Here is a 25417-nt window from a genome sequence, read left to right as displayed (position 1 = left end):
TAACGGGTTCGTAAACTGTTATCCCATTACATGATTATGAGGCAACGCCATGCATCCACGTTTTCAAACCGCTTTTGCCCAACTTGCGGATAACTTGCAATCTGCACTGGAACCTATTCTGGCAGACAAGTACTTCCCCGCTTTGTTGACCGGGGAGCAAGTCTCATCGCTGAAGATCGCAACGGGGCTGGACGAAGACGCGCTGGCATTCGCACTACTCCCGCTGGCGGCGGCCTGTGCGCGTACGCCATTGTCGAATTTTAATGTTGGCGCAATTGCGCGCGGTGTGAGCGGAACCTGGTATTTCGGTGCCAATATGGAATTTATTGGTGCGACAATGCAGCAAACCGTTCATGCCGAACAAAGCGCGATCAGCCACGCCTGGTTGAGTGGTGAAAAAGCGCTCGCAGCCATCACCGTTAACTACACGCCTTGTGGTCACTGCCGTCAGTTTATGAATGAACTGAACAGCGGTCTGGATCTGCGTATTCATCTGCCGGGCCGCGAGGCACACGCGCTGCGTGACTATCTGCCGGATGCCTTTGGGCCGAAGGATCTGGAGATTAAAACGCTGCTGATGGACGAGCAGGATCACGGCTATGCGCTGACTGGTGATGCGCTTTCTCAGGCGGCGATTGCAGCGGCAAATCGTTCACACATGCCTTACAGTAAGTCGCCAAGCGGTGTAGCGCTGGAATGTAAAGACGGTCGTATTTTCAGCGGCAGCTACGCTGAAAACGCCGCATTTAACCCGACTCTACCACCGTTGCAGGGGGCGTTAATTTTGTTGAATCTCAAGGGTTATGATTACCCGGATATCCAGCGCGCGGTTCTGGCAGAAAAAGCCGATGCGCCGTTGATTCAGTGGGATGCCACCTCCGCAACGCTGAAAGCTCTCGGTTGTCACAATATCGACCGCGTGCTTCTCGCTTAAGACTGGTGCCGGATGTGGCGTGAACGCCTTGTCCGGCTTGACAGCCCTCTCCTGGTGTCGAAAATCCCGGCAAACAGTTTGCCGTTTCTTGCGCAAAACCAGCGGGTAAAGTAGCCTGATGGAAATTTTCCTTAGATCGAGTCTCCTGCATGTTAAAGCGCGTGTTCTACAGCCTGTTAGTCCTGATCGGCTTGCTGCTGTTGACTGTGCTCGGCCTCGATCGCTGGATGAGCTGGAAAACCGCGCCTTATATCTACGACGAATTGCAGGATCTCCCCTACCGCCAGGTCGGCGTGGTGCTCGGCACAGCAAAATATTATCGTACTGGCGTAATTAATCAGTATTATCGCTACCGTATTCAAGGAGCGATTAATGCCTATAACAGTGGCAAGGTAAATTATCTATTACTGAGCGGCGATAATGCTTTGCAAAGTTATAATGAGCCAAAGACCATGCGCAAAGATTTAATCGCCGCAGGTGTCGACCCATCAGATATTGTTCTCGATTACGCAGGCTTTCGTACGCTGGATTCCATCGTCCGTACACGCAAAGTTTTTGATACTAATGATTTCATTATTATCACCCAACGTTTCCACTGTGAGCGGGCATTATTTATAGCGCTACATATGGGGATTCAGGCCCAGTGTTATGCCGTACCGTCGCCGAAAGATATGCTGTCAGTACGTATTCGCGAATTTGCTGCCCGTTTCGGTGCGCTGGCTGACCTTTATATTTTTAAACGTGAACCGCGCTTTTTAGGGCCGCTTGTGCCTATTCCGGCTATGCACCAGGTGCCGGAAGATGCACAGGGGTATCCCGCCGTCACGCCCGAACAGTTACTTGAATTACAGAAGAAACAAGGAAAGTAGTTATGGATGTACAGCAGTTTTTTGTGGTTGCCGTTTTTTTCCTTATCCCGATATTTTGTTTCCGCGAAGCATGGAAAGGCTGGCGTGCAGGCGCGATTGATAAACGGGTTAAAAATGCAGCGGAACCGGTGTATGTCTGGCGAGCAAAAAATCCCGGACTTTTCTTTGCTTATATAGTGGCATATAGTGGCTTCGGAATTTTATCTATTGGTATGATTATTTATCTTATTTTCTATCGTTAATATTGTCCCTCCCCTGTTAATTATTGAGAATAATTATTACTTCAGTCAATAAGCTGCGGATATAACATTCTGAACCGCAGCTATTTGTGAATTCTTTCACAGTTTAAATTTCCCCACACGCTTAGCCTTAATATCAGCAAGCAATATTTATGCTCTAAATAATTCGAGTTGCAGGAAGGCGACAAGTGACTGGGGTGAGCTAACGCAGACGCAGCACATGCAACTTGAAGTATGACGAGTATATTTAGCGTTCGCCTTAATTACTCATAGCATTAAGGAAGATCACATGCCGCAACAAAATTATCTGGATGAACTCACTCCGGCTTTTACGCCTTTACTGGCGATTAAAGAAGCCTCTCGCTGTTTATTATGTCACGACGCGCCCTGTAGTCAGGCTTGCCCGGCACAAACCGATCCGGGGAAATTTATACGCTCAATCTACTTTCGTAATTTTAAAGGCGCTGCCGAGACAATTCGCGAAAATAATGCCTTAGGTGCTGTATGCGCCAGAGTTTGCCCAACGGAGAAATTATGTCAAAGCGGTTGTACCCGTGCCGGTGTTGATGATCCCATTGATATCGGTCGCTTACAGCGCTTTATCACTGATTTTGAACAACAAACCGGGATGGAAATTTATCAGCCTGGTACTAAAACGCTCGGCAAAGTCGCCATTATTGGCGCAGGTCCTGCTGGATTGCAGGCCAGCGTGACGCTGACAAATATGGGGTACGACGTCACTATTTATGAAAAAGAAGCGCAACCCGGTGGCTGGCTGTGTAACGGTATTCCGCAATTTCGTTTGCCGCAAACCGTGCTGGATGCAGAGATCGCCCGTATCGAAAAAATGGGGGTGACCATTAAGTGCAATAACGAAATCGGTAAAGTACTCACCCTGGAGCAACTGAAAGCGGAAAACCGCGCAGTACTTGTCACCGTAGGGTTGTCGGGCGGTTCCGGGCTACCGCTGTTTGAGCATAGCGACGTTGAGATTGCCGTCGACTTCTTGCAACGTGCACGGCAGGCGCAGGGCGATATCAGCATTCCACAAAGCGCATTAATTATCGGCGGCGGTGATGTCGCGATGGACGTTGCCAGCACGCTGAAAGTTCTCGGCTGTCAGGCGGTAACCTGCGTAGCACGTGAAGAGTTAGATGAGTTTCCGGCAAGCGAAAAAGAGTGTGCCAGCGCCCGGGAGTTGGGCGTTTCGATCATCGATGGATTCACACCAGTGGCCGTGGAAGGCAATAAAGTCACGTTTAAGCATGTACGCTTACCGGGCGAACTGACGATGGCGGCAGATAAAATTATTCTCGCCGTCGGTCAGCATGCCAGACTGGATGCCTTTGCGGAGTTAGAGCCGCAGCGTAACACCATCAAAACACAAAATTACCAGACCCGCGACCCGCAAGTCTTTGCTGCTGGAGATATTGTTGAGGGTGACAAAACCGTGGTTTATGCCGTGAAAACCGGGAAAGAAGCCGCTGAGGCGATTCATCACTATTTAGAGGGAGCTTGCTCATGTTAACGAAAGATCTTTCGATTACCTTTTGTGGTGTGAAGTTTCCCAACCCGTTCTGCCTCTCTTCTTCGCCGGTAGGCAATTGCTATGAGATGTGTGCCAAAGCCTACGACACAGGTTGGGGTGGCGTGGTGTTTAAAACGATCGGCTTTTTTATCGCCAACGAAGTCTCGCCGCGTTTTGATCATCTGGTGAAAGAAGATACCGGTTTTATCGGCTTCAAAAATATGGAGCAGATTGCCGAACATCCTCTGGAGGAGAATCTGGCCGCCCTGCGTCGGCTGAAAGAAGATTATCCGGACAAAGTGTTGATCGCTTCGATCATGGGCGAAAATGAACAGCAGTGGGAGGATCTGGCGCGGCTAGTGCAAGAAGCTGGCGCCGATATGATCGAGTGTAACTTCTCCTGTCCGCAAATGACTTCTCATGCGATGGGTAGCGATGTCGGACAAAGCCCGGAGCTGGTAGAAAAATATTGTCGGGCAGTGAAACGTGGTTCTACGCTGCCGATGCTGGCGAAGATGACGCCGAATATCGGTGATATGTGCGAAGTGGCGCTGGCTGCGAAGCGCGGCGGCGCAGATGGCATTGCGGCGATTAATACCGTTAAATCCATCACCAATATCGATCTTAATCAGAAAATTGGTATGCCGATCGTTAACGGTAAATCGAGTATTTCCGGATATTCCGGTAAAGCGGTAAAACCGATCGCCCTACGCTTTATTCAGCAAATGCGCACCCATCCAGAGCTGCGCGATTTCCCGATTAGCGGTATCGGCGGTATTGAAACCTGGGAAGATGCAGCAGAGTTTTTATTGCTCGGCGCAGCAACGTTACAGGTGACCACCGGCATTATGCAGTACGGGTATCGGATAGTGGAAGATATGGCAAGCGGGTTATCGCATTATCTCGCCGATCAGGGATTTGATTCGTTGCAGGAGATGGTAGGTCTGGCGAATCACAATATTGTCCCGGCGGAAGATTTAGACCGTAGCTATATCGTCTATCCCCATATCAATCTCGATAAATGTGTTGGCTGTGGACGCTGTTATATTTCCTGTTACGACGGCGGTCACCAGGCGATGGAATGGAGCGAGAAAACGCGCACACCGCATTGTAATACCGAGAAGTGCGTGGGTTGTCTGCTTTGTGGTCATGTTTGCCCGGTTGGTTGTATTGATCTCGGGGAAGTGAAGTTTAAGAAGGGAGAGAAAGAACACCCGGTAACGTTGTAGAACCAGCGTCGCATCCGGCATTTGGCACCGATTGCCGGATGCGGCGCATCCGGCAATACCCACATTCACATCATTTCTTACGCGCGTATTTCAGTGAATCCAGCGCTACGGCGAAGATAATAATCGCCCCTTTGATGATGTACTGCCAGTATGGGTTTACGCCGATATACGTCAGGCCATAGTTGATGACGGTAAAAATAATTACCCCGGTCACCACACCAATCACCGTCCCTACACCACCGCTGAACGATACACCGCCCACCACACACGCTGCGATAGCATCCAGCTCATACATAAAGCCGAGGTTGTTGGTGGCAGAGCCGATACGTCCGGCTTCTAACATCCCGCCAAAGGCATAGAACACACCAGACAACGCGTAGATCATCAGCAGGTTCAGGCCAACGTTGACACCAGAAACTTTCGCCGCTTCCGGGTTACCGCCAATGGCAAAAATGTTCTTGCCGAAGCGGGTTTTGTTCCACAACACCCAGACGAATGCCACCGCAATCAACGCGTAGAAAGTGATGTAAGAGAGACGGAAGCTCCCCAGCGCAACAAAGCCCTGAGCAAAGGTAGAGAAGCCACTGTCAAAACCAGAAATTGGCGACGCCCCGACAAAGTCGTAATAGAGCGAGTTGATGCCGTAGACGATAATCATCGTGCCGAGCGTGGTAATGAATGGCGTCACGTTGAGATAAGCGATAATCAGGCCGTTGATCAAACCGATCACCGCGCCAATGGCACAGACAATCAGAATTACCAGCGCAATCGGCATCGTCGCCATTTCCGGGAATACTTTGTTAGCGTTATCCATGGACTGCAATAACGTCGCTGCCACCACGGCTGCCAGCCCTACCTGACGTCCCGCAGAAAGGTCGGTCCCCTGGGTGACAATTAATCCTGCCACACCAAGCGCGATAATAATACGCACCGATGACTGGGTGAGAATATTACTTAAGTTCAACAGACTTAAAAAAGTTGGGTCCTGGAAAATAATAATCGCCAGCAAAACTAAAAGAACGACGTAAATACCGCCCTCTTTCAGGTAAGTAAGAAAACTTTTCTTATTTAACGCACTCATGGGAGGCCCCTAATCTTAAAGGTGCAAAGACGCAAGACGCAGAATTTCGTTTTGCGTTGTTGTTTTTGTATCGACAATTCCGGAAACGAGACCATTGCTCATGACCAGAATACGGTCTGTTATCCCTAACAACTCTGGCATTTCGGAGGAAATAATAATAATCCCCTTGCCTTTCTTCGCCAGTTCGGCAATTAACTGATAAATTTCAAACTTCGCTCCGACATCAATACCGCGCGTTGGTTCATCGAGCATTAATATTTCTGGTTGCGTTAGCAGCCAGCGCCCAATAATTACCTTTTGCTGATTACCGCCGGAGAGTGAACCAATTTGCGTACGATGTCCCGGCGTTTTTACCCGCATCGAATCAATTACCCACTGGGTATCGCTTTTCATCCGCGAGTTATCCAGCAAGCCAACTTTATTTTTGTAGTTGCGGATATTGGAAATTAACGAGTTAAAGCCAATATCCAGATAGGCATAAATTCCCGTTGAGCGGCGCTCTTCAGTTACCAGTGCAAATCCGTGGTTTATGGCTTCGTTAGCGTTATGGTTATTGATCTTTTTGCCGTGCAACGTAATGGTGCCAGCCGATTTCTCGCGAATACCAAATAACGTCTCAACAATATCAGTACGTTTCGCCCCCACCAGACCGGCAATACCGAGGATCTCCCCTTTATGCAGATCAAACGAGACATCGCGAATCGACGGCTGGCGCAGCGACGTCAGATTACGCACTTCCAGAATCACTTCGCCCGGCTTGTTTTCTTTGTCAGGGAAACGCTGGTTAAGAGAGCGTCCAACCATCATGGCGATGATCTTGTCCATCGTTAGCCCTGCCAGCGGTTCGGTAGCGATCCACTGACCGTCGCGCAATACGGTGACTTCATCACATAACTGGAAGATTTCTTCCATTTTATGCGAGATATAAACAATACCGCAGCCGCGCTCTTTTAATTTACGAATAATAGTGAAAAGATGATTGACCTCTTTTTCAGTTAACGAAGATGTCGGTTCATCCATAATCACAATTTTCGCGTTATAGGAAAACGCTTTGGCGATTTCGATCATCTGCATTTGCGAAACGGATAATGTGCCGACGCGCGCACGCGGATCGATATCAATATCCAGCTCATCAAAAATTGCTTTGGTTTCGCGGTACATTTTGTCCTGATCGACAAACATGCCTTTGGTGGGATATCGCCCCAGCCACATGTTGTCCATCACCGAACGTTGCAATACCAGGTTTAATTCCTGGTGTACCATCGAAATACCATTTTCCAGTGCTTCTTTGGCAGAATGGAAATCGATCTCTTTACCCTGGAACAAAATGGTGCCGGAGTCTTTTTGATAAATACCAAACAGGCATTTTAATAATGTTGATTTTCCTGCGCCGTTTTCCCCCATTAATGCATGGATAGAATGTGGCCGGACTTTTAAATTAACGTTATCAAGTGCCTTAACACCCGGAAAAGACTTGTTGATACCGCTCATTTCCAACAAGTATTCCCCGGAAGACGGAGTCGTTGAGCTGACCATATAATTTTACCTTGTTGGCCATACAATAAGGGCGCAGTAAACGACTGCGCCCAATCAGTCTTATTTCTTGCTGAATTCAGCCAGGTTGTCTTTATCTACGCCAACGTAAGGTACGCGGACCACTTTGTTGTCGATTTTCCAGTTGGTACCATCAGCCGCACCTTTGCCATCGGCCAGGTTTTTCGCCAGATCAAAAGTCGCTTTCGCCTGGTTGTTAGCGTCGTTCAATACGGTGCCCGCCAGTGCACCGGATTTCACCAGTGCCAGAGCTTCTGGCAGCGCATCGACACCAAACACTGGAATGCTGGACTTGTTGTGTGCTTTCAGTGCTTCTACTGCGCCCATTGCCATCGCATCGTTGTTGGCGATAACCACTTCGATTTTGTTGGCGTTCGGGCCAGACAGCCAGGCGTCCATCTTATCTTTCGCCTGAGCGGTATCCCACATAGCGGTATCTAACTGTAACTGTTCAGTTTTGATGCCTTTGTCGTTCAGCTCTTTAATCACGTAAGTGGTGCGTGCTTCTGCATCCGGATGGCCCGGTTCACCTTTCAGCAGTACGAATTGAATCTGACCGTCTTTGTTGAGATCCCAATCCAGGTTTGCCGCCCAATGCTTAGCAATCAAATCGCCCTGAATAATGCCGGACTCTTTGGAGTCAGTGCCGACATAGTAGGCTTTATCGTAGCTATCCAGCGCCTTACGAGACGGTTCTTTGTTGAAGAAAACCACCGGCACGTTTTGCCCGCGCGCTTTCTCAATCACCGTACCCGCAGCTGCCGGGTCAACCAGGTTGATCGCCAGTGCCTTCACCCCTTTCGCCAGCAATACATCGATCTGATCGTTCTGCTTGGACTGGTCATTCTGAGAATCATTCATCAGCAGCTGAACATCTGGCGCGGCTTTCGCATCTTGTTCGATAGCCTTGCGCACAACAGACATAAAGTTATCGTCGTACTTATAGATTGTTACACCAATACGGGTATCAGCAGCGTGTGCAGTGGCACCGAATAACATACTGGCCATTACAGCAGACAGGGTTAACACCTTCTTATTCATGGTATCTCCGGTTTTTCTTATGCAGGGTAGTGCTTGAGATAAATGCTCGGCGGGGCAGTAGAGTTAATGAAGTGTTACTGAACGCCGAAGCTCACTTTTTAAAATTCGTTCTTCCATGCCCGGTAACGCTCCAGAAAACGGCTTTAATTGTTGTTATGACGCTATTACCTCGGTGAAAGTGATGATTCACTGTTACATACAGGTTACAGCGTTAAAACGGTGCAATCATAGCTATCGCATTGTTAATATACTGTGAAATCACTCACAGATTGAAAGCGGTTACATCGACTGATTTGTTGAGTTAGTGATCGCTGCCGCATTCTGGCGCGTTGCGACAGAATGGCGACGCACTAACGTCGGCATAAAACAGTGGCTGGCGTGAGGATCAATGTTGCCTGCTGCCCCTTGTAAGGCCAGTTCGGTAGCTAATTTTGCCATCGAAGCAATAGGATAACGCACGGTCGTTAATTGTGGGTCGGTGTAACGAGCGATGGGAATATCATCGAAACCGATGATTGAGAGATGTAACGGAATCGCAATACCATTATCTTTTAATGCCGTCAGTGCGCCAGCGGCCATATTGTCGTTGTATGCAAATACAGCGGTAAGTTGTAGATTGCGCCCCAGCAGTTCAACCATCGCCGCCTCACCGCCTGGCATGTCCGGGGTGCCAGTGCCAATCCAGCTTTCCGACGGAATAATATCCTGCTCTTTCAACGCACTCATCCAGCCTGCTTTGCGCATGGCATCATCTTCAATGCCGTGGCTGGAAGAAAGATAACCAATACGTTGATGACCATTATTGAGCAACATGCGCGTGGCCATTCGGGCACCACTGAGATTATCCAGGCAAACGCAACGATGGGCGTAACCTGGCACAACGCGGTTGATTAACACCATACCGGGAATGTTATCCATAAACTGCGCTAATTCATCATCGCTTAACGCTTTTGAATGAACAATCAACGCGTTACAACGCTGGCGAATTAACACCTCAATGGCATGACGCTCTTTTTCCGCTTCATGATAGCTATTACCTATTAGCACATATTTCTGGTGCTGCTGGGCGACGAGATCCACCGCTTTTACCAGCGCGCCGAAAAACGCATCAGAAACGTCCATTACCACCACGCCAATGGTATCGCTAACCTGAGTTGCCAGCGCCTGGGCATTGGCGTTTGGCCGATAATCCAGCTCGCTCACTGCTTTCATTACTGCTTCACGCGTGTCGGCACTGACCAGCGTGCTGTTATTGAGCACCCGGGAAACCGTTGCCACAGAGACGCCAGCCTGACGCGCTACATCACGAATGGTGATCATATTCACTACCTGTTATGAGATTGCAGTAAATGCCTGCTTGCTGGCGGCTATTTTGTCAGCACTGAATTCAGGACTTCGTGAATCGAGTCACAGCAATGGAAACGGTTACAACCATTTTGTTAATGAATGTGATCCAGATCGTTATCTTGATGTTTTAGATAATGCAGGTCCGGCAGCACGCAAAGTTAACTGACGCCAGAGCCATTCCACCGGCCCCTGACGGAAGTAACGCAGCCAGATAACAGAGAAGAGAATATTCGCCAGCCATACCGGAATAACAAACGCCAGCAATTCCAGACGGTCAAACTGCATAAACAAACCGAGGTGATAAAAAAGCGTGGTACAAATCAGCGTTTGCAATAGATAGTTGGTCAGCGCCATCCGTCCGACGCAGGCGATCGCGAGCACCAGCTTAAAGCGGCTCAATTGCGGCCAGAAACCATAAAACAGCGACGCATAGCCAACCGCCTGAAACGGCGCACTCAGTTCCCGCGGCATCTGAAGTAAGAAGGCGCACCAGCGATATGCCCAGTCCAGCCGCCATTGCAGGGCGATCGCTGGAAGGTTAATGATCACCCCAATCGCCACCAGCACAAAACCGGTACGCCGATAATGGCGCAAGCTAAACTGCCCTTTCAGCCAGCCACTGCGCATCAGCGCCGCGCCAATTAGCATCATCCCTGCCAGTTGCCAGCCATACTGTGCGCCCAGTGCCAGTAAACTGTTGCCAACACCATCGGCACGATTACTGATCGCTTCAACGCCGCCGTGAAGCTTCCAGTATTTTTCATACAAAATAGCCGATGCATCCGGCGTCCAGGCGCGGCTGGTCTGACTGTCTGAAATCAACCCCAACAACAGCAAAACGCCAAGCCCCACCAGATAAAGCATGACGCCGGTATTAAACAGGCTTTTTACCGATGGCGCATCGCGCACCAGCCGCCAACAGATTAAGCCCACCAGCCCGTAAGCCAACAGAATATCGCCGTCCCAGAACAATAAACCGTGAATAAAGCCCAACAAGACTAACAGTGTTAACCGCGACTGGATCCAGCGTTTGCCACGGGGTAGCAACATTTGCAGGCCAGCACCAAACAGCAACGCAAAAAGCGTGAGGAATTTCACCTGACCGATGAGATCGAGTAATGCCCAGGTCCATGCATCCTGCGGCGTAATAGCGCCGTACCAGGCGGGATTGAGATAAGCCGCCTTTGGTAACCCAAAGGCGCTGATGTTTAATAGCAGGATCCCCAGAATGGCGACGCCGCGAACAAAATCGAGCGTGACGTTGCGCTCCATGGTTCCTGCCTTTTAATCAGTTGTGATGACGCACAGCGCGCAGAAATTCGTGGCGCGTATTCTGACTGGATTTGAACAATCCACCAAGAGAGGTCGTTGTCGTGGCACTGGTTGCATCGCGGATGCCACGCGCCTTCACGCAGTAATGTACCGCATCGATAGAGACAGCCACGTTATTGGTGCCCAGCAGCGTTTGTAGCGCAATGAGAATTTGCTGCGTCAGACGTTCCTGCACCTGCGGACGCTGGGCAAAGAACTGCACGATACGGTTAATTTTTGACAGACCGATCACCGAATCTTTCGGGATATAAGCCACCGTCGCTTTGCCATCGATGGTAACAAAATGGTGTTCACAGGTACTGGTCAGGGTGATATCGCGCACGGTGACCATTTCATCAACCTTCATTTTGTTTTCAATGAGGGTGATTTTCGGGAAATTGGCGTAATCCAGACCGGAGAAAATTTCATCGACATACATTTTAGCGATGCGATGCGGCGTTTCCATCAAACTGTCATCAGCCAGGTCTAGATTCAGCAGCTGCATGATTTCGGTCATATGACCAGCAATAAGGCTTTTGCGCGTTTCGTTATCCATTTCATGCACGGGCGGGCGCAGCGGTGTTTCCAGTCCTCGCGCAACTAACGCTTCATGAACCAGGGCCGCTTCTTTACTGAGTGATGACATTTATGATTTCTCCTGCAGGTGTGACGCCTCCGCCCTGCGTGGGGGCAAAGTTATTAAGCTGATTTACAGCCTGATTATTGTGCGTGAGGCGGCGCACATAATCCAGTATTCACAGCGATAATTATTGTAATTGCCGCTGCCTTTCATCAGCAGATGTTAAAACATCGTTATGTATATACGGAAGTGAAAGTTACTCACAGCACATTGAATAAACGGTATGATGAAGAAATTGCAAACAACACAACAAGGAGCCACGCATGGAAATGCTCGAAGAGCACCGCTGTTTTGAAGGCTGGCAACAACGCTGGCGGCACGACTCCAGTACCTTAAATTGCCCGATGACGTTCAGCATCTTTCTTCCACCGCCTCGCGATCACACCCCGCCGCCGGTGCTGTACTGGCTCTCCGGATTAACCTGCAATGACGAGAACTTCACCACCAAAGCGGGGGCCCAACGCGTAGCGGCGGAACTGGGGATTGTACTGGTGATGCCAGACACCAGTCCGCGCGGCGAACAAGTAGCCAACGACGACGGCTACGATTTAGGTCAGGGCGCGGGGTTTTATCTCAACGCCACACAAAAACCGTGGGCGACGCATTACAGGATGTACGATTATCTGCGCGATGAATTACCGACTCTCATTCAATCGCAATTTAACGTCAGCGATCGCTGCGCTATTAGCGGTCATTCCATGGGTGGTCACGGCGCATTGATTATGGCGCTGAAAAATCCTGGCAAATACACCAGTGTTTCTGCCTTTGCGCCGATTGTGAATCCGTGCAGCGTCCCGTGGGGAATCAAAGCGTTTCGCACTTATCTGGGTGAGGATAAAAATGACTGGATGGAATGGGACAGTTGCGCGCTGATGTATGCGAGTAATGCGCAGGATGCGATCCCGACACTGATTGATCAGGGCGATAATGATCAGTTTCTTGCCGACCAGCTACAACCCGCAGTGCTGGCAGAAGCCGCGCGTCAAAAAGCGTGGCCGATGACGCTGCGTATTCAGCCGGGATATGATCACAGTTACTACTTTATTGCCTCTTATATAGAGGATCATCTGCGCTTCCATGCGCAGTATTTACTGAAGTAAAGTCTGCCCGGTTCGCCGGGCATCTTCTCATCAAAAGCGATAATCCACTGCCATAAAGTAACGACGTCCGTCTTCGTTATAGCTGTAGTCGTCACGACTGAGATCCTTGTCGCCAAGGTTCAGCACGCCCGCACGCAGTTTGACGTCTTTGGTCACCTGCCAGGCCGCGCCGGTATTCCAGATGGTATAACCGCCCGGAGTTTTAGCCGTCGCGCTGTCGGCGCGTTTCTGCCCGGTATAGTGACCAGAAACATAGAATGACCAGTCTTCCAGCGCCAGCGGTTTCCAGTCCAGCGTACCGTTAGCGGTATGGAACGGCAGATCGGACAACGGTTTGTTTTCGCCGTTGCTGACATCACGACCATCGTTGTAGGTGTAGTTGATCGACAGTTTCCATTCATCGTTGAACGGAATTTTCAGTTCGGTTTCCACGCCCTGAATACGTGCTTTGTTAACGTTGTAGTAGCTGAATACCGGCACACCGTCCGCTGTAAAACCGACAAAGTTTTGGTAGCCCGGTGCAGCATTGACGTCAGACGTACGGCTGATGCTGATACGATCTTTTACATCGTTACGGAAAACGGTCACGCTGGATTCAATCCCTTCCAGCCAGCCCTCCTCACCCAGGTAATACAGCCCCAGCTCCCAACTTTCGCTGGTTTCAGGTTTCAGATCCGGGCTACCCACAATCTTGCATGCGCCACGGCAGGAATTGCTCGTCCAGTCAGGGCTAAGTTGCAACAGAGAAGGTGCTTTAAATGCCGTCGCCCAGCCCCCTTTCACCGTTACGGTGTCGGTGGCGTTATAAACCAGGTAGGCACGTGGACTCCAGTGTTCACCGTAGGTTTCATGATCGTCCATACGTACGCCGGTCGTCAGCGCCAGCGGCTCGAAGATCCGCCATTCATCTTCCACAAACAGCGCGTACTGGCTGGCAGACGTTTTGGAGCTGGTTCCCCCGGTCAGGTTCACCGCATCGCTAAGTTTGTCGTGACGCCATTCACCGCCAACCGTGAGAAACTGATTAATCGCCGTCAGTGGCAACGTGTATTTACCATCGACCGTATTGCTTTCGGAAGTAATCGGGCTGCTGTTGCCAGGATTTTTGTTTTCGACTTTCTCACCGTAGTATTTCAGTTCGCTGGTGCCGTAATCCCAACGCCCATTATGGCTGACGGAGTAGTTCTGACGTTCCAGGCGGTTTTTGTCCAGCGAGTCGGAATCACGATCCTGACGGTCAAAACCGTATCCGGCAGTAAAATCGTGATTTTGATTCGGTGTCCAGGCAAATTCCACATTGCCGTCGCGGCTGGAGAATCCTTCAATACGCGGCGTTTCTCCGGTATCGGTGGTCGTTGAGTTTTGTGGGTCATCCTTTTCACGTTTTGCCAGGCTGCCGTAAGCTTTCATTCCCAGCACGCCGTCAATTAATGGTCCGCTGGTAAAGAACTGACCGTTATAGGTATCACCGCGATCGCGATGTTCCTGAATGGTGGTATCGACAGTAACGGTACCCGACCATTTCTGACCGATTTTTTTTGTGATGATATTCACGACACCGCCGAGCGCATCGGAACCGTACAGCGACGACATCGGGCCACGGACCACTTCAATACGTTCGATGGAATCGACCGGGATCCAGTTCAGATCGAAATCATTGTGGCGGAAGACGGCATTGCGGGAGTTAACGCGTTTACCGTCGACGAGAATCAGGGTGTAGCTGCTGTCCAGACCACGAATACTAACGCCCTTACGGTTATCCCCTTCGTTCGTCAGTTGTACGCCTGGCACTTCTTTGAGCACATCCTTTAGATTCTGTACTGGTTTTCGCTGCAGGTCTTCCTGGGTAATGACGCTGATACTGGCTGGTGCATCTTTCAGGTTTTGTTCAACGGAAGATGCGGTGACAACCATCGTTTCGCCATCATCATCGACCGCTAACACAGGCCATGCACAAGAAATAGCGGACAAACACAGCCCGACCCGTACGAAGGGGTTCAACCTAAACATTCCATATCTCCATGAGGTAACTACGAAAATAAAATGGGTTATCGCTCACATCTTTTTCACGTCCCCTTGCGTACGGCAGCATCGCGGTGGACTTATTTGTATGCAGGTGATCATCCCAGAAAGCCGGAACAGCCCCTGATTTGTCAGCCTTTTTAGATTTCGGCGTAACGATAATGCAAACGATAACAATTATCAATCCAAATGTTAAAATTTATATCCGCATGATTCGTGAGGGAAATAGAATTAAAAAAGCCCTCTCGGTTGAGAGGGCTTAGCAAGGAAGGGAGGAAACTTATTTCTTATCGTTCTGCGGGAACTTCATTTCGCTGTAGCGTACGAAGTGAGTTCCTTTAATCAGCTTGTATCCGAACCAGATAATCAGGAACAGCGGGATACCAATATATGTTGCCGCTACGCCGCCCCAGTCAATGGTGTCTTTCAGGAACGCTTCGTAGTTCTGGCCCAGTGTGATAATCAGACACAGAATGAATGCGAAGATCGGCCCCAGTGGGAAGAAGCCTGAACGGTACGGCAGATCGTTAATGTCGTGTCCCTGCAATACGTAACCGCGACGGAAGCGGTAGTGGCTAATCGCAATCCCCAGCCAGGCAATAAAGCCTGTCATACCAGAGGTGTTCAGCAACCACAGGTATACCGTCTGGTTACCAAACATCGAGGTCAGGAAGCATAGACCGGCAATCACCGTCGTCGCATACAGCGCGTTACGCGGCACGCCACCACGCGACAATTTAGCGAAAATGCGCGGCGCTTTACCGTCACACGCCAGGGTGTACAACATACGAGTAGACGCATACATACCGGAGTTACCCGCTGACAGCACCGCCGTCAGAATAACAGCGTTCATCACCGCCGCCGCAGAGAGCAGACCCGCGTGTTGGAATACCAGGGTGAACGGACTGACGCTGATGTCTTTCACATCGTTACGCAGCAGGCTCGGATCGGTGTACGGAATAATCAGGCTGATGATCAGGATCGCGAACACATAGAACAACAGGATTCGCCAGAACACCTGACGTACCGCGCGTGGAATGTTTTTCGCCGGATCTTCGGACTCGCCTGCAGCAATACCGATCAGCTCGGTACCCTGGAAAGAGAAGCCGACAATCATTGCCACGCCGATCATTGCCGCAAAACCACCAGCAAACGGTGCTTCGCCGATTGTCCAGTTGCTCCAGCCCGCAGGCTGTGCGCCTTTGAAGATACCGATAATCATCAGCACGCCGACAACAATAAAGACAATAACCGTCGTAACCTTGATCAGTGAGAACCAGTATTCTGCTTCACCAAAGCCACGGACCGAAATGTAGTTCAGCAGGAAGATAACGCCGAGGAACAGCGCACTCCAGATCCAACCGGGTGTATCCGGGAACCACCAGCTCATAACCAGCTGCGCAGCAACCAGGTCAACGGCAATAGTCACAGCCCAGTTGTACCAGTAGTTCCAGCCCAGCGCAAAGCCAAAGCCTTCTTCAACATAGTTCTGACCGTAAGTGGCAAACGAACCGGAAACCGGCATGTAAGCAGCCAGTTCGCCGAGACTGGTCATCAGGAAGTAAACCATCAGGCCAATCAGCATATACGAGAGCAATGCCCCGCCCGGACCTGCCTGAGAAATCGTTGCGCCAGAGGCAACAAAAAGACCTGTACCGATGGAACCGCCAATGGCAATCATCGTCAGGTGACGCGCCTTTAATTCACGGCGTAAGCCCGGCGCTTCTGTGGTTTTAGTTTCGGAAACCATACAAAAATGCTATCCATCTTAAAAATGAGGCGCGATTGTAGCAGACGATTGGCAATCCTTCCGGCAGAAATACACGGTTATAAGACACCTTCATGATCGCCCCGGGATTATAAGTAAAGCAGCCAATCTCTTTTCTGGCGAATGCATGCTGCGGGCGCTGCGTCACGAAATCGACACAGCACCAGCATGTTCTTGTACAGCAACTTAACGCGGTACATTCGCGGGATTGCAATAGTCCAGAAAGCGCCGTAGCGCGTTGGAAAGGTGTTTTTGCCGATGATGTATACGCCACAACGTACGCATCAGGCGCGGCAGAGGGACCGCAACTTCACTTAACGTGCCTGCCTGCAATTGATCTTCAATGACCCGTCGCGACAGGCAACTAATTCCCAATCCATGACGCACCGCATGTTTGATTGCCTCGGAGTTACCTAACTCCATCGCCATCTCAAACTTCGGTAAATGTGACAGCAACAGATAATCGACAATCTCCCGCGTGCCGGAACCGCGTTCACGCAGGATCCACGGCGCGGCAGCCAGCTGTTCTAAGGTGACCGGACCACGGGCCAACGGCGAAGTCGGGGCGGCGAAAACCACCAGCTCGTCTTCCAGCCACGGTTCAGAGATGATTTCAGTGCTGTGGCACGGGCCTTCAATAAAGCCAATATCAACGCGGAAATCCAGCACCGCTTGCATCACGTCCTGGCTGTTCCCAACGCTAAGTTCAATCGGCAACTGCGGATAATCATGGCGATAACGGGCGATAACTGCAGGCAGAATGTAGTTACCGATAGTACTACTGGCATAGATACGAATCGCGCCGTTGTCTTCGCGAAACAGTTGTTCGATTTCAACCGCCTGTTCAAGCAGTGCCAACGCTCGCGGATAGAGCAGCCGCCCGTGTTCATTAACTACCAGTCTTTTCCCCACGCGATCAAACAGTTGCACGCCAAGCTGCCCTTCCAGGTCAGTCAAGGCTGCGCTCACTGCTGATTGCGACAACGCCAGCATCACCGACGCTTGGGTGGTTGATCCACTTTTCAATACTTCTGCAAAAACTTCCAACTGCCGGAGGGTGATGTGCATAGTCGCTTACCACTTATAAAGATTGATTATAAATATATAATCAATTTTATTTTTAAACCAGTTAGTCGTAACCTTATACCCGGTTAAAGGAGAGGGTTATGACGAATATCACCTTACAGAAACAACATCGTACACTGTGGCATTTTATTCCGGGGTTAGCCCTGAGTGCAGTTATCACCGGGGTCGCCCTGTGGGGTGGTTCCATTCCCGCGGTTGCGGGTGCCGGGTTTAGTGCCCTCACCCTCGCAATTTTGTTGGGGATGGTTTTAGGCAACACCATCTATCCGCACATCTGGAAAAGCTGTGACGGTGGTGTGCTGTTTGCCAAGCAATATTTATTACGTCTGGGTATCATTCTTTATGGCTTCCGTCTGACGTTCTCGCAAATTGCCGATGTCGGTATCAGTGGGATCATCATTGACGTGCTGACGCTGTCCAGTACCTTCCTGCTGGCTTGTTTCCTGGGGCAGAAAGTGTTTGGTCTGGATAAGCACACCAGCTGGTTGATCGGTGCCGGTAGCAGTATCTGTGGTGCTGCCGCGGTACTGGCGACTGAGCCGGTAGTGAAAGCGGAAGCCAGTAAAGTAACCGTGGCTGTTGCAACCGTCGTTATCTTCGGGACCGTCGCGATTTTCCTCTACCCGGCGATATATCCGCTGATGTCTCAATGGTTTAGTCCGGAAACTTTCGGTATCTACATTGGTTCTACTGTGCACGAAGTGGCGCAGGTGGTGGCGGCAGGTCATGCCATCAGCCCGGATGCAGAAAACGCAGCAGTTATTTCCAAAATGCTGCGCGTGATGATGCTGGCTCCGTTCCTCATCCTGCTGGCGGCGCGTGTTAAACAGCTGTCTGGGGCGAACAGCGGCGAGAAAAGCAAAATCACTATTCCGTGGTTTGCCATCTTGTTCATCGTAGTTGCCATCTTTAACTCGTTCCACCTGTTACCGCAGAGCGTAGTGAATATGCTGGTAACGCTGGATACCTTCCTGCTGGCAATGGCGATGGCGGCGCTGGGTCTGACCACTCACGTCAGCGCGCTGAAAAAAGCCGGGGCGAAACCTCTGCTGATGGCTCTGGTACTGTTTGCCTGGCTGATTGTTGGTGGTGGTGCGATTAACTATGTGATTCAAAGCGTCATCGCATAAACCACTACATCTTGCTCCTGTTAACCCGCTATCATTACCGTTTTCCTCCAGCGGGTTTAACAGGAGTCCTCGCATGAAATACATTGGAGCGCACGTTAGTGCTGCTGGCGGTCTGGCAAATGCCGCAATTCGCGCCGCCGAAATCGACGCAACCGCGTTTGCCTTGTTCACCAAAAACCAACGTCAGTGGCGTGCCGCACCGCTCACGACGCAAACCATCAATGAATTCAAAGCCGCCTGTGAAAAATATCACTACACATCGGCGCAAATTCTTCCCCACGACAGTTATCTGATTAACCTCGGACATCCGGTCGCTGAAGCTCTGGAAAAATCGCGCGATGCGTTTATAGATGAAATGCAGCGTTGCGAACAGCTGGGGCTTTCTTTGCTCAACTTCCACCCTGGCAGCCATCTGATGCAGATTTCAGAAGAGGATTGCCTTGCGCGTATTGCCGAATCCATCAACATTGCGCTGGATAAAACTCAAGGTGTGACAGCGGTGATTGAAAATACCGCCGGTCAGGGCAGCAACTTAGGGTTTAAATTCGAACATCTCGCGGCGATTATCGACGGCGTGGAAGATAAATCCCGCGTCGGCGTCTGCATTGATACCTGCCATGCTTTCGCTGCCGGGTATGATTTGCGTACTCCAGCCGAATGCGAGAAAACGTTCGCGGATTTTGCCCGTATTGTCGGCTTTAAGTATCTGCGCGGGATGCACCTAAACGATGCGAAAAGCACCTTTGGCAGCCGCGTTGACCGCCATCATAGCCTCGGTGAAGGCAATATCGGTCATGATGCGTTCCGCTGGATCATGCAGGACGACCGTTTCGACGGAATTCCGCTGATCCTTGAAACCATCAACCCGGATATCTGGGCAGAAGAGATCGCCTGGCTGAAAGCGCAACAAACTGAAAAAGCGGTAGCCTGAAGATGAATAACCGGGAGAAGGAGATCCTTGCAATATTAAGGCGTAACCCGCTGATTCAGCAGAACGAAATTGCGGATATGCTGCAAATCAGCCGTTCGCGTGTTGCAGCGCATATTATGGATTTAATGCGCAAAGGTCGGATTAAAGGCAAAGGTTACATTCTCACCGAGCAGGAATACTGCGTAGTGGTGGGGACAATCAATATGGATATTCGCGGGGTGGCGGATATCCGTTACCCGCAAGCGGCTTCTCATCCCGGTACAATTCATTGCTCGGCAGGCGGCGTTGGACGCAATATCGCCCACAATCTGGCGCTGTTAGGCCGCGACGTCCATTTGCTTTCAGTGATTGGCGATGACTTTTATGGCGAAATGCTCCTGGAAGAAACGCGCCGCGCCGGCGTGAATGTCTCCGGCTGCGTTCGTTTACATGGTCAAAGCACATCGACGTATCTGGCAATTGCCAATCGAGACGATCAAACCGTGCTGGCGATTAACGATACCCATCTGCTGGATCAGTTGACACCGCAACTACTGAACGGGTCGCGCGATTTACTTCGTCATGCGGGCGTGGTACTGGCTGATTGCAACCTGACAGCCGAGGCGCTGGAGTGGGTCTTTACCCTCGCTGATGAAATCCCGGTGTTTGTCGATACCGTTTCAGAATTCAAAGCGGGCAAAATCAAACACTGGCTGGCGCATATTCACACTCTGAAACCCACTTTGCCGGAGCTGGAAATTTTATGGGGCCAGCCGATAACCCGCGATGCTGATCGTAATGCCGCAGTGAATGCGTTGCATCAACAAGGCGTTCAGCAATTGTTTGTTTATTTGCCCGATGAGTCTGTTTATTGCAGCCAAAAGGATGGCGAACAATTTTTGCTGACTGCGCCAGCGCATACGACGGTAGACAGTTTTGGTGCTGACGATGGTTTTATGGCGGGCCTGGTGTATAGCTTTCTGGAAGGAAGCAGTTTCCGTGATAGTGCCCGTTTTGCGATGGCCTGCGCGGCAATTTCACGCGCCAGCGGCAGCTTAAACAACCCTACCCTGTCTGCCGATAACGCGCTTTCATTAGTGCCGATGGTGTAACAATCTTGCCGGATTCGACGCTTGACCGCGTCTTATCCGGCTCATAACTCGCGCACTACGCTAAACCAATAAAGAATCCTGCAATGGTGGCACTCATCAGGTTAGAAAGTGTCGCCGCCGCCAGCGCGCGTAAACCAAGCTGGGCGATTTCCGGCGCACGGTGTGGCGCAACCGCAGAAAATGCGCCAACCACCACCCCGATAGAACCAAAGTTAGCGAAACCGCACAACGCGAAGGAAATAATCGCCACGGTTTTAGCATCCAGAGTGCCAGCTGTTTGCAGATAAGGTGAGAAATTGAGGTAAGCGACAAATTCATTAATCGCCAGTTTCTGTCCAATCAAACTCCCGGCAAGATTCGCATCACTCCAGTCAACCCCCATCACCCACGCCAGCGGAGCCAACAGGTAACCTAAAATGGACTCCAGCGAGGCATGTTCAAAACCAAACCAGCCGCCAACGCCGCCGATAATACCGTTAATCAACGCAATTATTGCAACAAATGCCATCACCACTGTCGCCACACCTGCGGCGATTTTCAGCCCGGTCATTGCCCCTGTAGCGGCGGCTTCAATAATGCTTTTTGGCGGTGTTTCGGTGAAAGAGAGGTTATTAAAGGAAACCTGCGAAGATTCGGTAGCCGGGCTTAACAGGCGGGCAAACAAGATCCCGCCAGGGATCGCCATTAACGATGCCGCCAGCAGATATTCCACAGGCACGCCCAGTGCGGCGTAACCAATCATTGTCGAACCAGCAATCGAGGCCATGCCGCTGCAAATAGCCGTAAATAATTCATTGCGATTCAGACGATCGATAAAAGGTTTGACGATTGCCGGAATTTCGTTTTGCCCGAGGAAAATGGTAGTGACCGCGACGAATGACTCGATCTTGCTGATATTCAATGCTTTCTGGAATATACCGCCGAGAATGCGAATTAAGATCCCCATCACACCGATGTAGTAGAGAATACTCACCAATGCAGTGACGAAGATAATTGCCGGTAATACCCTGAAACCAAAGATAAATCCTGCGCCATCAAATAAGGTGTCCATTTTCGGTCCGACCAGAGAACCGAAGATAAAAGCGCTACCTGCATCGCTGTACGCCATCACTTTATGGACGCCAAAAGCGACTTTTTCTGCGACCCAACGCCCTGGTGGTAACCAAAGCATAATGCCGCCAATCACGACCTGTAATACCAGCGCCGCACCGACAGTACGCAGGCTGATCTTCTTCTTGTTTACTGACAGCAAAAACGCAATTGCCAGCAGTACCACCATTCCCAGAACACTTCTCATGACATCCATAGTTATTATCTCTTCATGTCATTTTGGGCGACGGCTTTCTGCCCATCAGAAATAGCCGGGCCTGCATCTTGCGATACTGTCCCGGCTTGTTATCAACACTTAATGGGTTTTGATGTAGCCGCGCACGCACTCTTCGACTAATCCCCAGAACCAGTCGGTATCAATAGTGATGCCGACTTTTGTATTGGCGGGCTTGCCAAGAACGCCCAGCTCGTCGCAGACGGTACGTCCGTAACAAGGGCCACTGTTGACGTCCACTTCGACGTACATCTCCTGGGTTTTAATGCCATCGGGGTTAATCAGATAACCGATACAGGTGGCGTCATGTACCGGGCCGCCAGCCAGACCGTAGTTTTCGAACTGGGTTTTCAGAGTGAAGTTCATGATGTCGCTGAACAACTCTCCGGCAGGGCCGCCTGCCCTTTCCATCCGAGCAATCACGTCCGGAGTGCAAACGGTCTGGTTGGTGAGATCGAGGCCCATCATCACTAATGGAACGCCGGAGGTGAACACCACTCGCGCCGCTTCCGGGTCAGCAAAGATGTTGAACTCGGCAGATGGGGTGAAGTTGCCAGTACCGTAAGCGCCGCCCATTAGCACAATTTCACGGATTTTTGGCAGGATTGCGGGTTGCATACGCATTGCCACCGCGATATTTGAAAGCGGACCAACCGGCACCAGAGTGATATCGCCATCGCTTGCCATCAGGGTATCGATGATATATTTCACCGCATGGGTACTTTCTGCCTGGCGGGTCAGCGGCTCGAATACCGGGCCATCAAGTCCGGTTTCACCGTGAATATTATCGGCAACGATTTGTTGACGCATAATAGGTTGCGGCATCCCCGCATAAACCGGAACATTAATCTCCAGTTTCTGGCAAACATTCAGGCCATTAATTAATGTTTTATCGAGGGTTTGATTCCCCGCCACAATAGTGATACCTAATAAATCAATCGCCGGATGTTTCGCGGCCATCATTATGGCAATAGCATCATCATGACCCGGATCACAATCCAGAATAATTTTTCTCTTTTCCATTGTTTATTTCCTCTGTTTCCAGTTGCGTTATTTTTTCTACAGCAAAGAAAATTCGACCGGGCCGATGATTGAATCTTAACAACAGCGTACGTATGCTAAATATGAGAAATCTCATAGCGGATAAACATCGTGAAAGAAATCCACAATAATGATCTTAAGCAGCAATTGATGAGTGAGTCCGCGTATAAGGATTGCTTTTCAACGGATGTTTCAGCCGATACACGGCTGTTTCATTTTTTAGCGCGTGACTACATTGTGCAGGAAGGGCAACAGCCGTCATGGCTGTTTTACCTGACGCGAGGCCGCGCCAGGCTTTACGCCACGCTTGCCAATGGTCGCGTGTCGCTGATTGATTTCTTTGCTGCACCCTGTTTTATTGGCGAGATTGAGTTAATCGATAAAGATCATGAACCACGAGCGGTACAGGCGATTGAAGAGTGTTGGTGCCTTGCGCTCCCTATGAAACATTACCGCCCGCTGTTATTAAACGATACGCTATTTTTACGAAAACTCTGCGTCACCTTAAGTCATAAAAATTATCGTAATATTGTTTCTTTAACTCAGAATCAATCATTTCCGTTAGTGAATCGCCTGGCAGCATTTATATTACTCTCGCAGGAAGGTGATCTTTATCACGAAAAACATACCCAGGCGGCAGAGTATTTAGGTGTTACTTATCGTCACTTGCTATATGTGATCGCTCAACTCATTCACGACGGTTTATTAATTAAAAGTAAGAAAGGGTATTTAATTAAAAACAGAAAGCAGTTGTTAGGGCTGGCGCTGGAGATGGATCCGGAGAATAAATTCTCCGGGATGATGCAGTAAAAAATAATCTGGAATAGCGCGATTGCCGGATGCAACGCTTAATAAGCGCGTACATCCGGTAATGAAACTCAAGCTAAACCAATAAAGAACCCGGCAATGGTCGCGCTCATCAGGTTGGAAAGCGTTGCTGCTGCCAACGCCCGTAACCCAAGCTGAGCGATTTCCGGCGCACGTTTTGGCGAAATAGCCGAAAACGCCCCAACGACAACACCGATAGAACCAAAGTTAGCAAAACCACAAAGCGCAAAGGAGATAATCGCAATGGTTTTCACTTCCAGCGTGCCGCCCGTTTGCAGGTATGGGGAGAAACTCAGGTAAGCGACGAATTCGTTAATCGCCAGTTTCTGCCCAATCAGGCTACCCGCAAGGTTGGCATCACTCCAGTCCACGCCCATGATCCACGCCAGCGGTGCCAGCACATAGCCAAAAATACTTTCCAGAGAGGCATTGGAAAAGCCAAACCAGCCACCAATTCCGCCGATAATGCCGTTGATCAGCGCAATAATTGCCACAAACGCCATTACCACCGTCGCCACACCAGCGGCGATTTTCAACCCGGTCATCGCACCGCTCGCCGCCGCTTCGATAAAGCTTTTTGGCGGCGTTTCGCTGAACGACAGATTTTCAAATGTCACCTGCGAAGGCTCGGTGGCTGGGCTAAGAATACGTGCAAACAAAATACCACCAGGGATCGCCATCAGCGATGCCGCTAACAGGTAGTCAATTGGTACGCCCATTCCGGCATAACCAATCATCATCGAACCGGCAATGGACGCCATCCCGCTACAAATTGCCGTAAATAGCTCGTTGCGATTCATGCGATCGATAAACGCTTTTACGATCGCCGGGATCTCATTTTGCCCAAGGAAAATAGTGGTAACCGCAACAAAAGATTCGATTTTGCTGATGTTGAGGGCTTTCTGAAAAATACTGCCAAGAATGCGGATTAGCAGCCCCATCACGCCAATGTAGTACAGCAGGCTGATGAGCGCTGTGACGAAAATAATTGCCGGAAGTACGCGAAAGGCGAAGATAAAGCCCGCGCCATCAAACAGGTCATCCATTTTCGGCCCAACCAGCGAACCAAAAATGAAGGCGCTACCGGCATCACTGTAAGACATCACTTTATGCACGCCTAATGCCGCCTGCTCTACTGCCCATTTTCCCGGTGGGAAGTAGAGCATAATGCCACCAATAGCGATTTGCAGCAGCAATGCAGCCCCGACCGTGCGTATGCTGATACCTTTTTTATTCACTGACAATAAGAATGCAATTACCAGCAATACCACCATACCCACCAAACTTCTCATTATATCCATAATGATTTTCCTTTCATGCCAG

At 50.2% G+C, this 25417-nt stretch carries 22 protein-coding genes; 10 read left to right on the top strand and 12 right to left on the bottom strand.

Annotated features, from left to right (window positions below):
- Nucleotides 1-49: 49 nt before the first annotated feature.
- The 5 genes from cdd (at nt 50) to preA (ending at nt 4799) form a co-directional block, all read left to right on the top strand.
- The gene (gene cdd / locus AABJ99_RS08505) at nt 50-934 is read left to right on the top strand and encodes a cytidine deaminase (protein ID WP_039020531.1); all 885 of its coding nucleotides are present in this window, start codon (nt 50-52) and stop codon (nt 932-934) included.
- A gap of 149 nt (nt 935-1083) precedes the next feature.
- Nucleotides 1084-1803 carry an outer membrane permeability protein SanA gene (gene sanA, locus AABJ99_RS08500; protein ID WP_000920073.1) on the top strand — a complete coding sequence of 240 codons (720 nt, stop codon included), beginning with the start codon at nt 1084-1086 and terminating at the stop codon, nt 1801-1803.
- A 2-nt stretch (nt 1804-1805) separates the two neighbouring features.
- On the top strand, nt 1806-2045 hold the full coding sequence (gene yeiS / locus AABJ99_RS08495) for a DUF2542 family protein (protein WP_000383089.1): 240 nt from the start codon (nt 1806-1808) through the stop codon (nt 2043-2045).
- A gap of 286 nt (nt 2046-2331) precedes the next feature.
- Nucleotides 2332-3570: an NAD-dependent dihydropyrimidine dehydrogenase subunit PreT gene (gene preT, locus AABJ99_RS08490; protein WP_039020530.1), complete on the top strand. Its 1239-nt coding sequence runs from the start codon at nt 2332-2334 to the stop codon at nt 3568-3570.
- Nucleotides 3564-4799: an NAD-dependent dihydropyrimidine dehydrogenase subunit PreA gene (preA, locus tag AABJ99_RS08485; RefSeq protein ID WP_039020529.1), complete on the top strand. Its 1236-nt coding sequence runs from the start codon at nt 3564-3566 to the stop codon at nt 4797-4799. The genes preT and preA overlap by 7 nt, the downstream gene beginning before the upstream one ends.
- Before the next feature lie 70 nt (nt 4800-4869).
- Here preA and mglC read toward each other — a convergent pair whose 3' ends face one another.
- The 6 genes from mglC to folE form a co-directional block, all read right to left on the bottom strand.
- A complete protein-coding gene (gene mglC / locus AABJ99_RS08480; protein WP_001275118.1) occupies nt 4870-5880 on the bottom strand; it encodes a galactose/methyl galactoside ABC transporter permease MglC in 1011 nt (336 codons plus the stop codon).
- Nucleotides 5881-5895: 15 nt separating this feature from the next.
- Nucleotides 5896-7416: a galactose/methyl galactoside ABC transporter ATP-binding protein MglA gene (mglA, locus tag AABJ99_RS08475; RefSeq protein WP_000255032.1), complete on the bottom strand. Its 1521-nt coding sequence runs from the start codon at nt 7414-7416 to the stop codon at nt 5896-5898.
- A 60-nt stretch (nt 7417-7476) separates the two neighbouring features.
- A complete protein-coding gene (mglB, locus tag AABJ99_RS08470) occupies nt 7477-8475 on the bottom strand; it encodes a galactose/glucose ABC transporter substrate-binding protein MglB (RefSeq protein WP_338387532.1) in 999 nt (332 codons plus the stop codon).
- Between the two features lie 279 nt (nt 8476-8754).
- The gene (gene galS, locus AABJ99_RS08465) at nt 8755-9795 is read right to left on the bottom strand and encodes an HTH-type transcriptional regulator GalS (RefSeq protein ID WP_000628667.1); all 1041 of its coding nucleotides are present in this window, start codon (nt 9793-9795) and stop codon (nt 8755-8757) included.
- A gap of 141 nt (nt 9796-9936) precedes the next feature.
- Nucleotides 9937-11094: a DUF418 domain-containing protein YeiB gene (yeiB, locus tag AABJ99_RS08460; RefSeq protein WP_039020527.1), complete on the bottom strand. Its 1158-nt coding sequence runs from the start codon at nt 11092-11094 to the stop codon at nt 9937-9939.
- Nucleotides 11095-11110: 16 nt separating this feature from the next.
- The gene (gene folE / locus AABJ99_RS08455) at nt 11111-11779 is read right to left on the bottom strand and encodes a GTP cyclohydrolase I FolE (protein WP_001594261.1); all 669 of its coding nucleotides are present in this window, start codon (nt 11777-11779) and stop codon (nt 11111-11113) included.
- A gap of 257 nt (nt 11780-12036) precedes the next feature.
- Here folE and yeiG point away from each other — a divergent pair, with 257 nt between their 5' ends.
- Nucleotides 12037-12873, top strand: a complete 837-nt coding sequence (gene yeiG, locus AABJ99_RS08450; RefSeq protein WP_039020526.1) for an S-formylglutathione hydrolase — start codon at nt 12037-12039, stop codon at nt 12871-12873.
- 30 nt (nt 12874-12903) lie between these two features.
- Here yeiG and cirA read toward each other — a convergent pair whose 3' ends face one another.
- From cirA to yieE, 3 genes are all read right to left on the bottom strand, one after another.
- Nucleotides 12904-14883 (bottom strand): catecholate siderophore receptor CirA, encoded by a 1980-nt coding sequence (gene cirA, locus AABJ99_RS08445; RefSeq protein ID WP_039020525.1) that lies wholly within the window; start codon nt 14881-14883, stop codon nt 12904-12906.
- Nucleotides 14884-15175: 292 nt separating this feature from the next.
- Nucleotides 15176-16645, bottom strand: coding sequence for a lysine-specific permease (gene lysP / locus AABJ99_RS08440; RefSeq protein ID WP_000253276.1), 1470 nt, complete (start codon nt 16643-16645; stop codon nt 15176-15178).
- A 204-nt stretch (nt 16646-16849) separates the two neighbouring features.
- On the bottom strand, nt 16850-17731 hold the full coding sequence (gene yieE / locus AABJ99_RS08435) for a DNA-binding transcriptional regulator YeiE (RefSeq protein ID WP_032218944.1): 882 nt from the start codon (nt 17729-17731) through the stop codon (nt 16850-16852).
- A 98-nt stretch (nt 17732-17829) separates the two neighbouring features.
- On the opposite strand from yieE, the gene yeiH reads away from it, so the two are divergent.
- The 3 genes from yeiH (at nt 17830) to yeiI (ending at nt 20901) form a co-directional block, all read left to right on the top strand.
- A complete protein-coding gene (yeiH, locus tag AABJ99_RS08430) occupies nt 17830-18879 on the top strand; it encodes a YeiH family protein (RefSeq protein ID WP_000182053.1) in 1050 nt (349 codons plus the stop codon).
- A gap of 73 nt (nt 18880-18952) precedes the next feature.
- Nucleotides 18953-19810, top strand: coding sequence for a deoxyribonuclease IV (gene nfo / locus AABJ99_RS08425; protein WP_039020523.1), 858 nt, complete (start codon nt 18953-18955; stop codon nt 19808-19810).
- Nucleotides 19811-19812: 2 nt separating this feature from the next.
- On the top strand, nt 19813-20901 hold the full coding sequence (gene yeiI / locus AABJ99_RS08420) for a sugar kinase (protein WP_039020522.1): 1089 nt from the start codon (nt 19813-19815) through the stop codon (nt 20899-20901).
- 55 nt (nt 20902-20956) lie between these two features.
- Here the strand turns inward: yeiI and nupX are convergent, their stop codons facing one another.
- On the bottom strand, nt 20957-22207 hold the full coding sequence (nupX, locus tag AABJ99_RS08415; RefSeq protein ID WP_000382942.1) for a NupC/NupG family nucleoside CNT transporter: 1251 nt from the start codon (nt 22205-22207) through the stop codon (nt 20957-20959).
- A 99-nt stretch (nt 22208-22306) separates the two neighbouring features.
- Complete coding sequence (gene rihB, locus AABJ99_RS08410) at nt 22307-23248, bottom strand: ribosylpyrimidine nucleosidase (protein ID WP_000415429.1); 942 nt, start codon at nt 23246-23248, stop codon at nt 22307-22309.
- A 129-nt stretch (nt 23249-23377) separates the two neighbouring features.
- Between rihB and yeiL the strand changes: the two genes are divergently transcribed.
- A complete protein-coding gene (gene yeiL, locus AABJ99_RS08405; protein ID WP_000658615.1) occupies nt 23378-24076 on the top strand; it encodes a transcriptional regulator YeiL in 699 nt (232 codons plus the stop codon).
- 68 nt (nt 24077-24144) lie between these two features.
- Here the strand turns inward: yeiL and psuT are convergent, their stop codons facing one another.
- Nucleotides 24145-25395: a NupC/NupG family nucleoside CNT transporter gene (gene psuT, locus AABJ99_RS08400; RefSeq protein ID WP_338387531.1), complete on the bottom strand. Its 1251-nt coding sequence runs from the start codon at nt 25393-25395 to the stop codon at nt 24145-24147.
- Nucleotides 25396-25417: the final 22 nt, after the last annotated feature.

The sequence above is a fragment of the Escherichia coli genome, assembly GCF_036503815.1.
Lineage (GTDB): Bacteria > Pseudomonadota > Gammaproteobacteria > Enterobacterales > Enterobacteriaceae > Escherichia > Escherichia coli_F.
The sequence above is the reverse complement of the archived record's forward strand: the minus strand, read 5'-3'. Positions and strand labels throughout refer to the sequence as shown.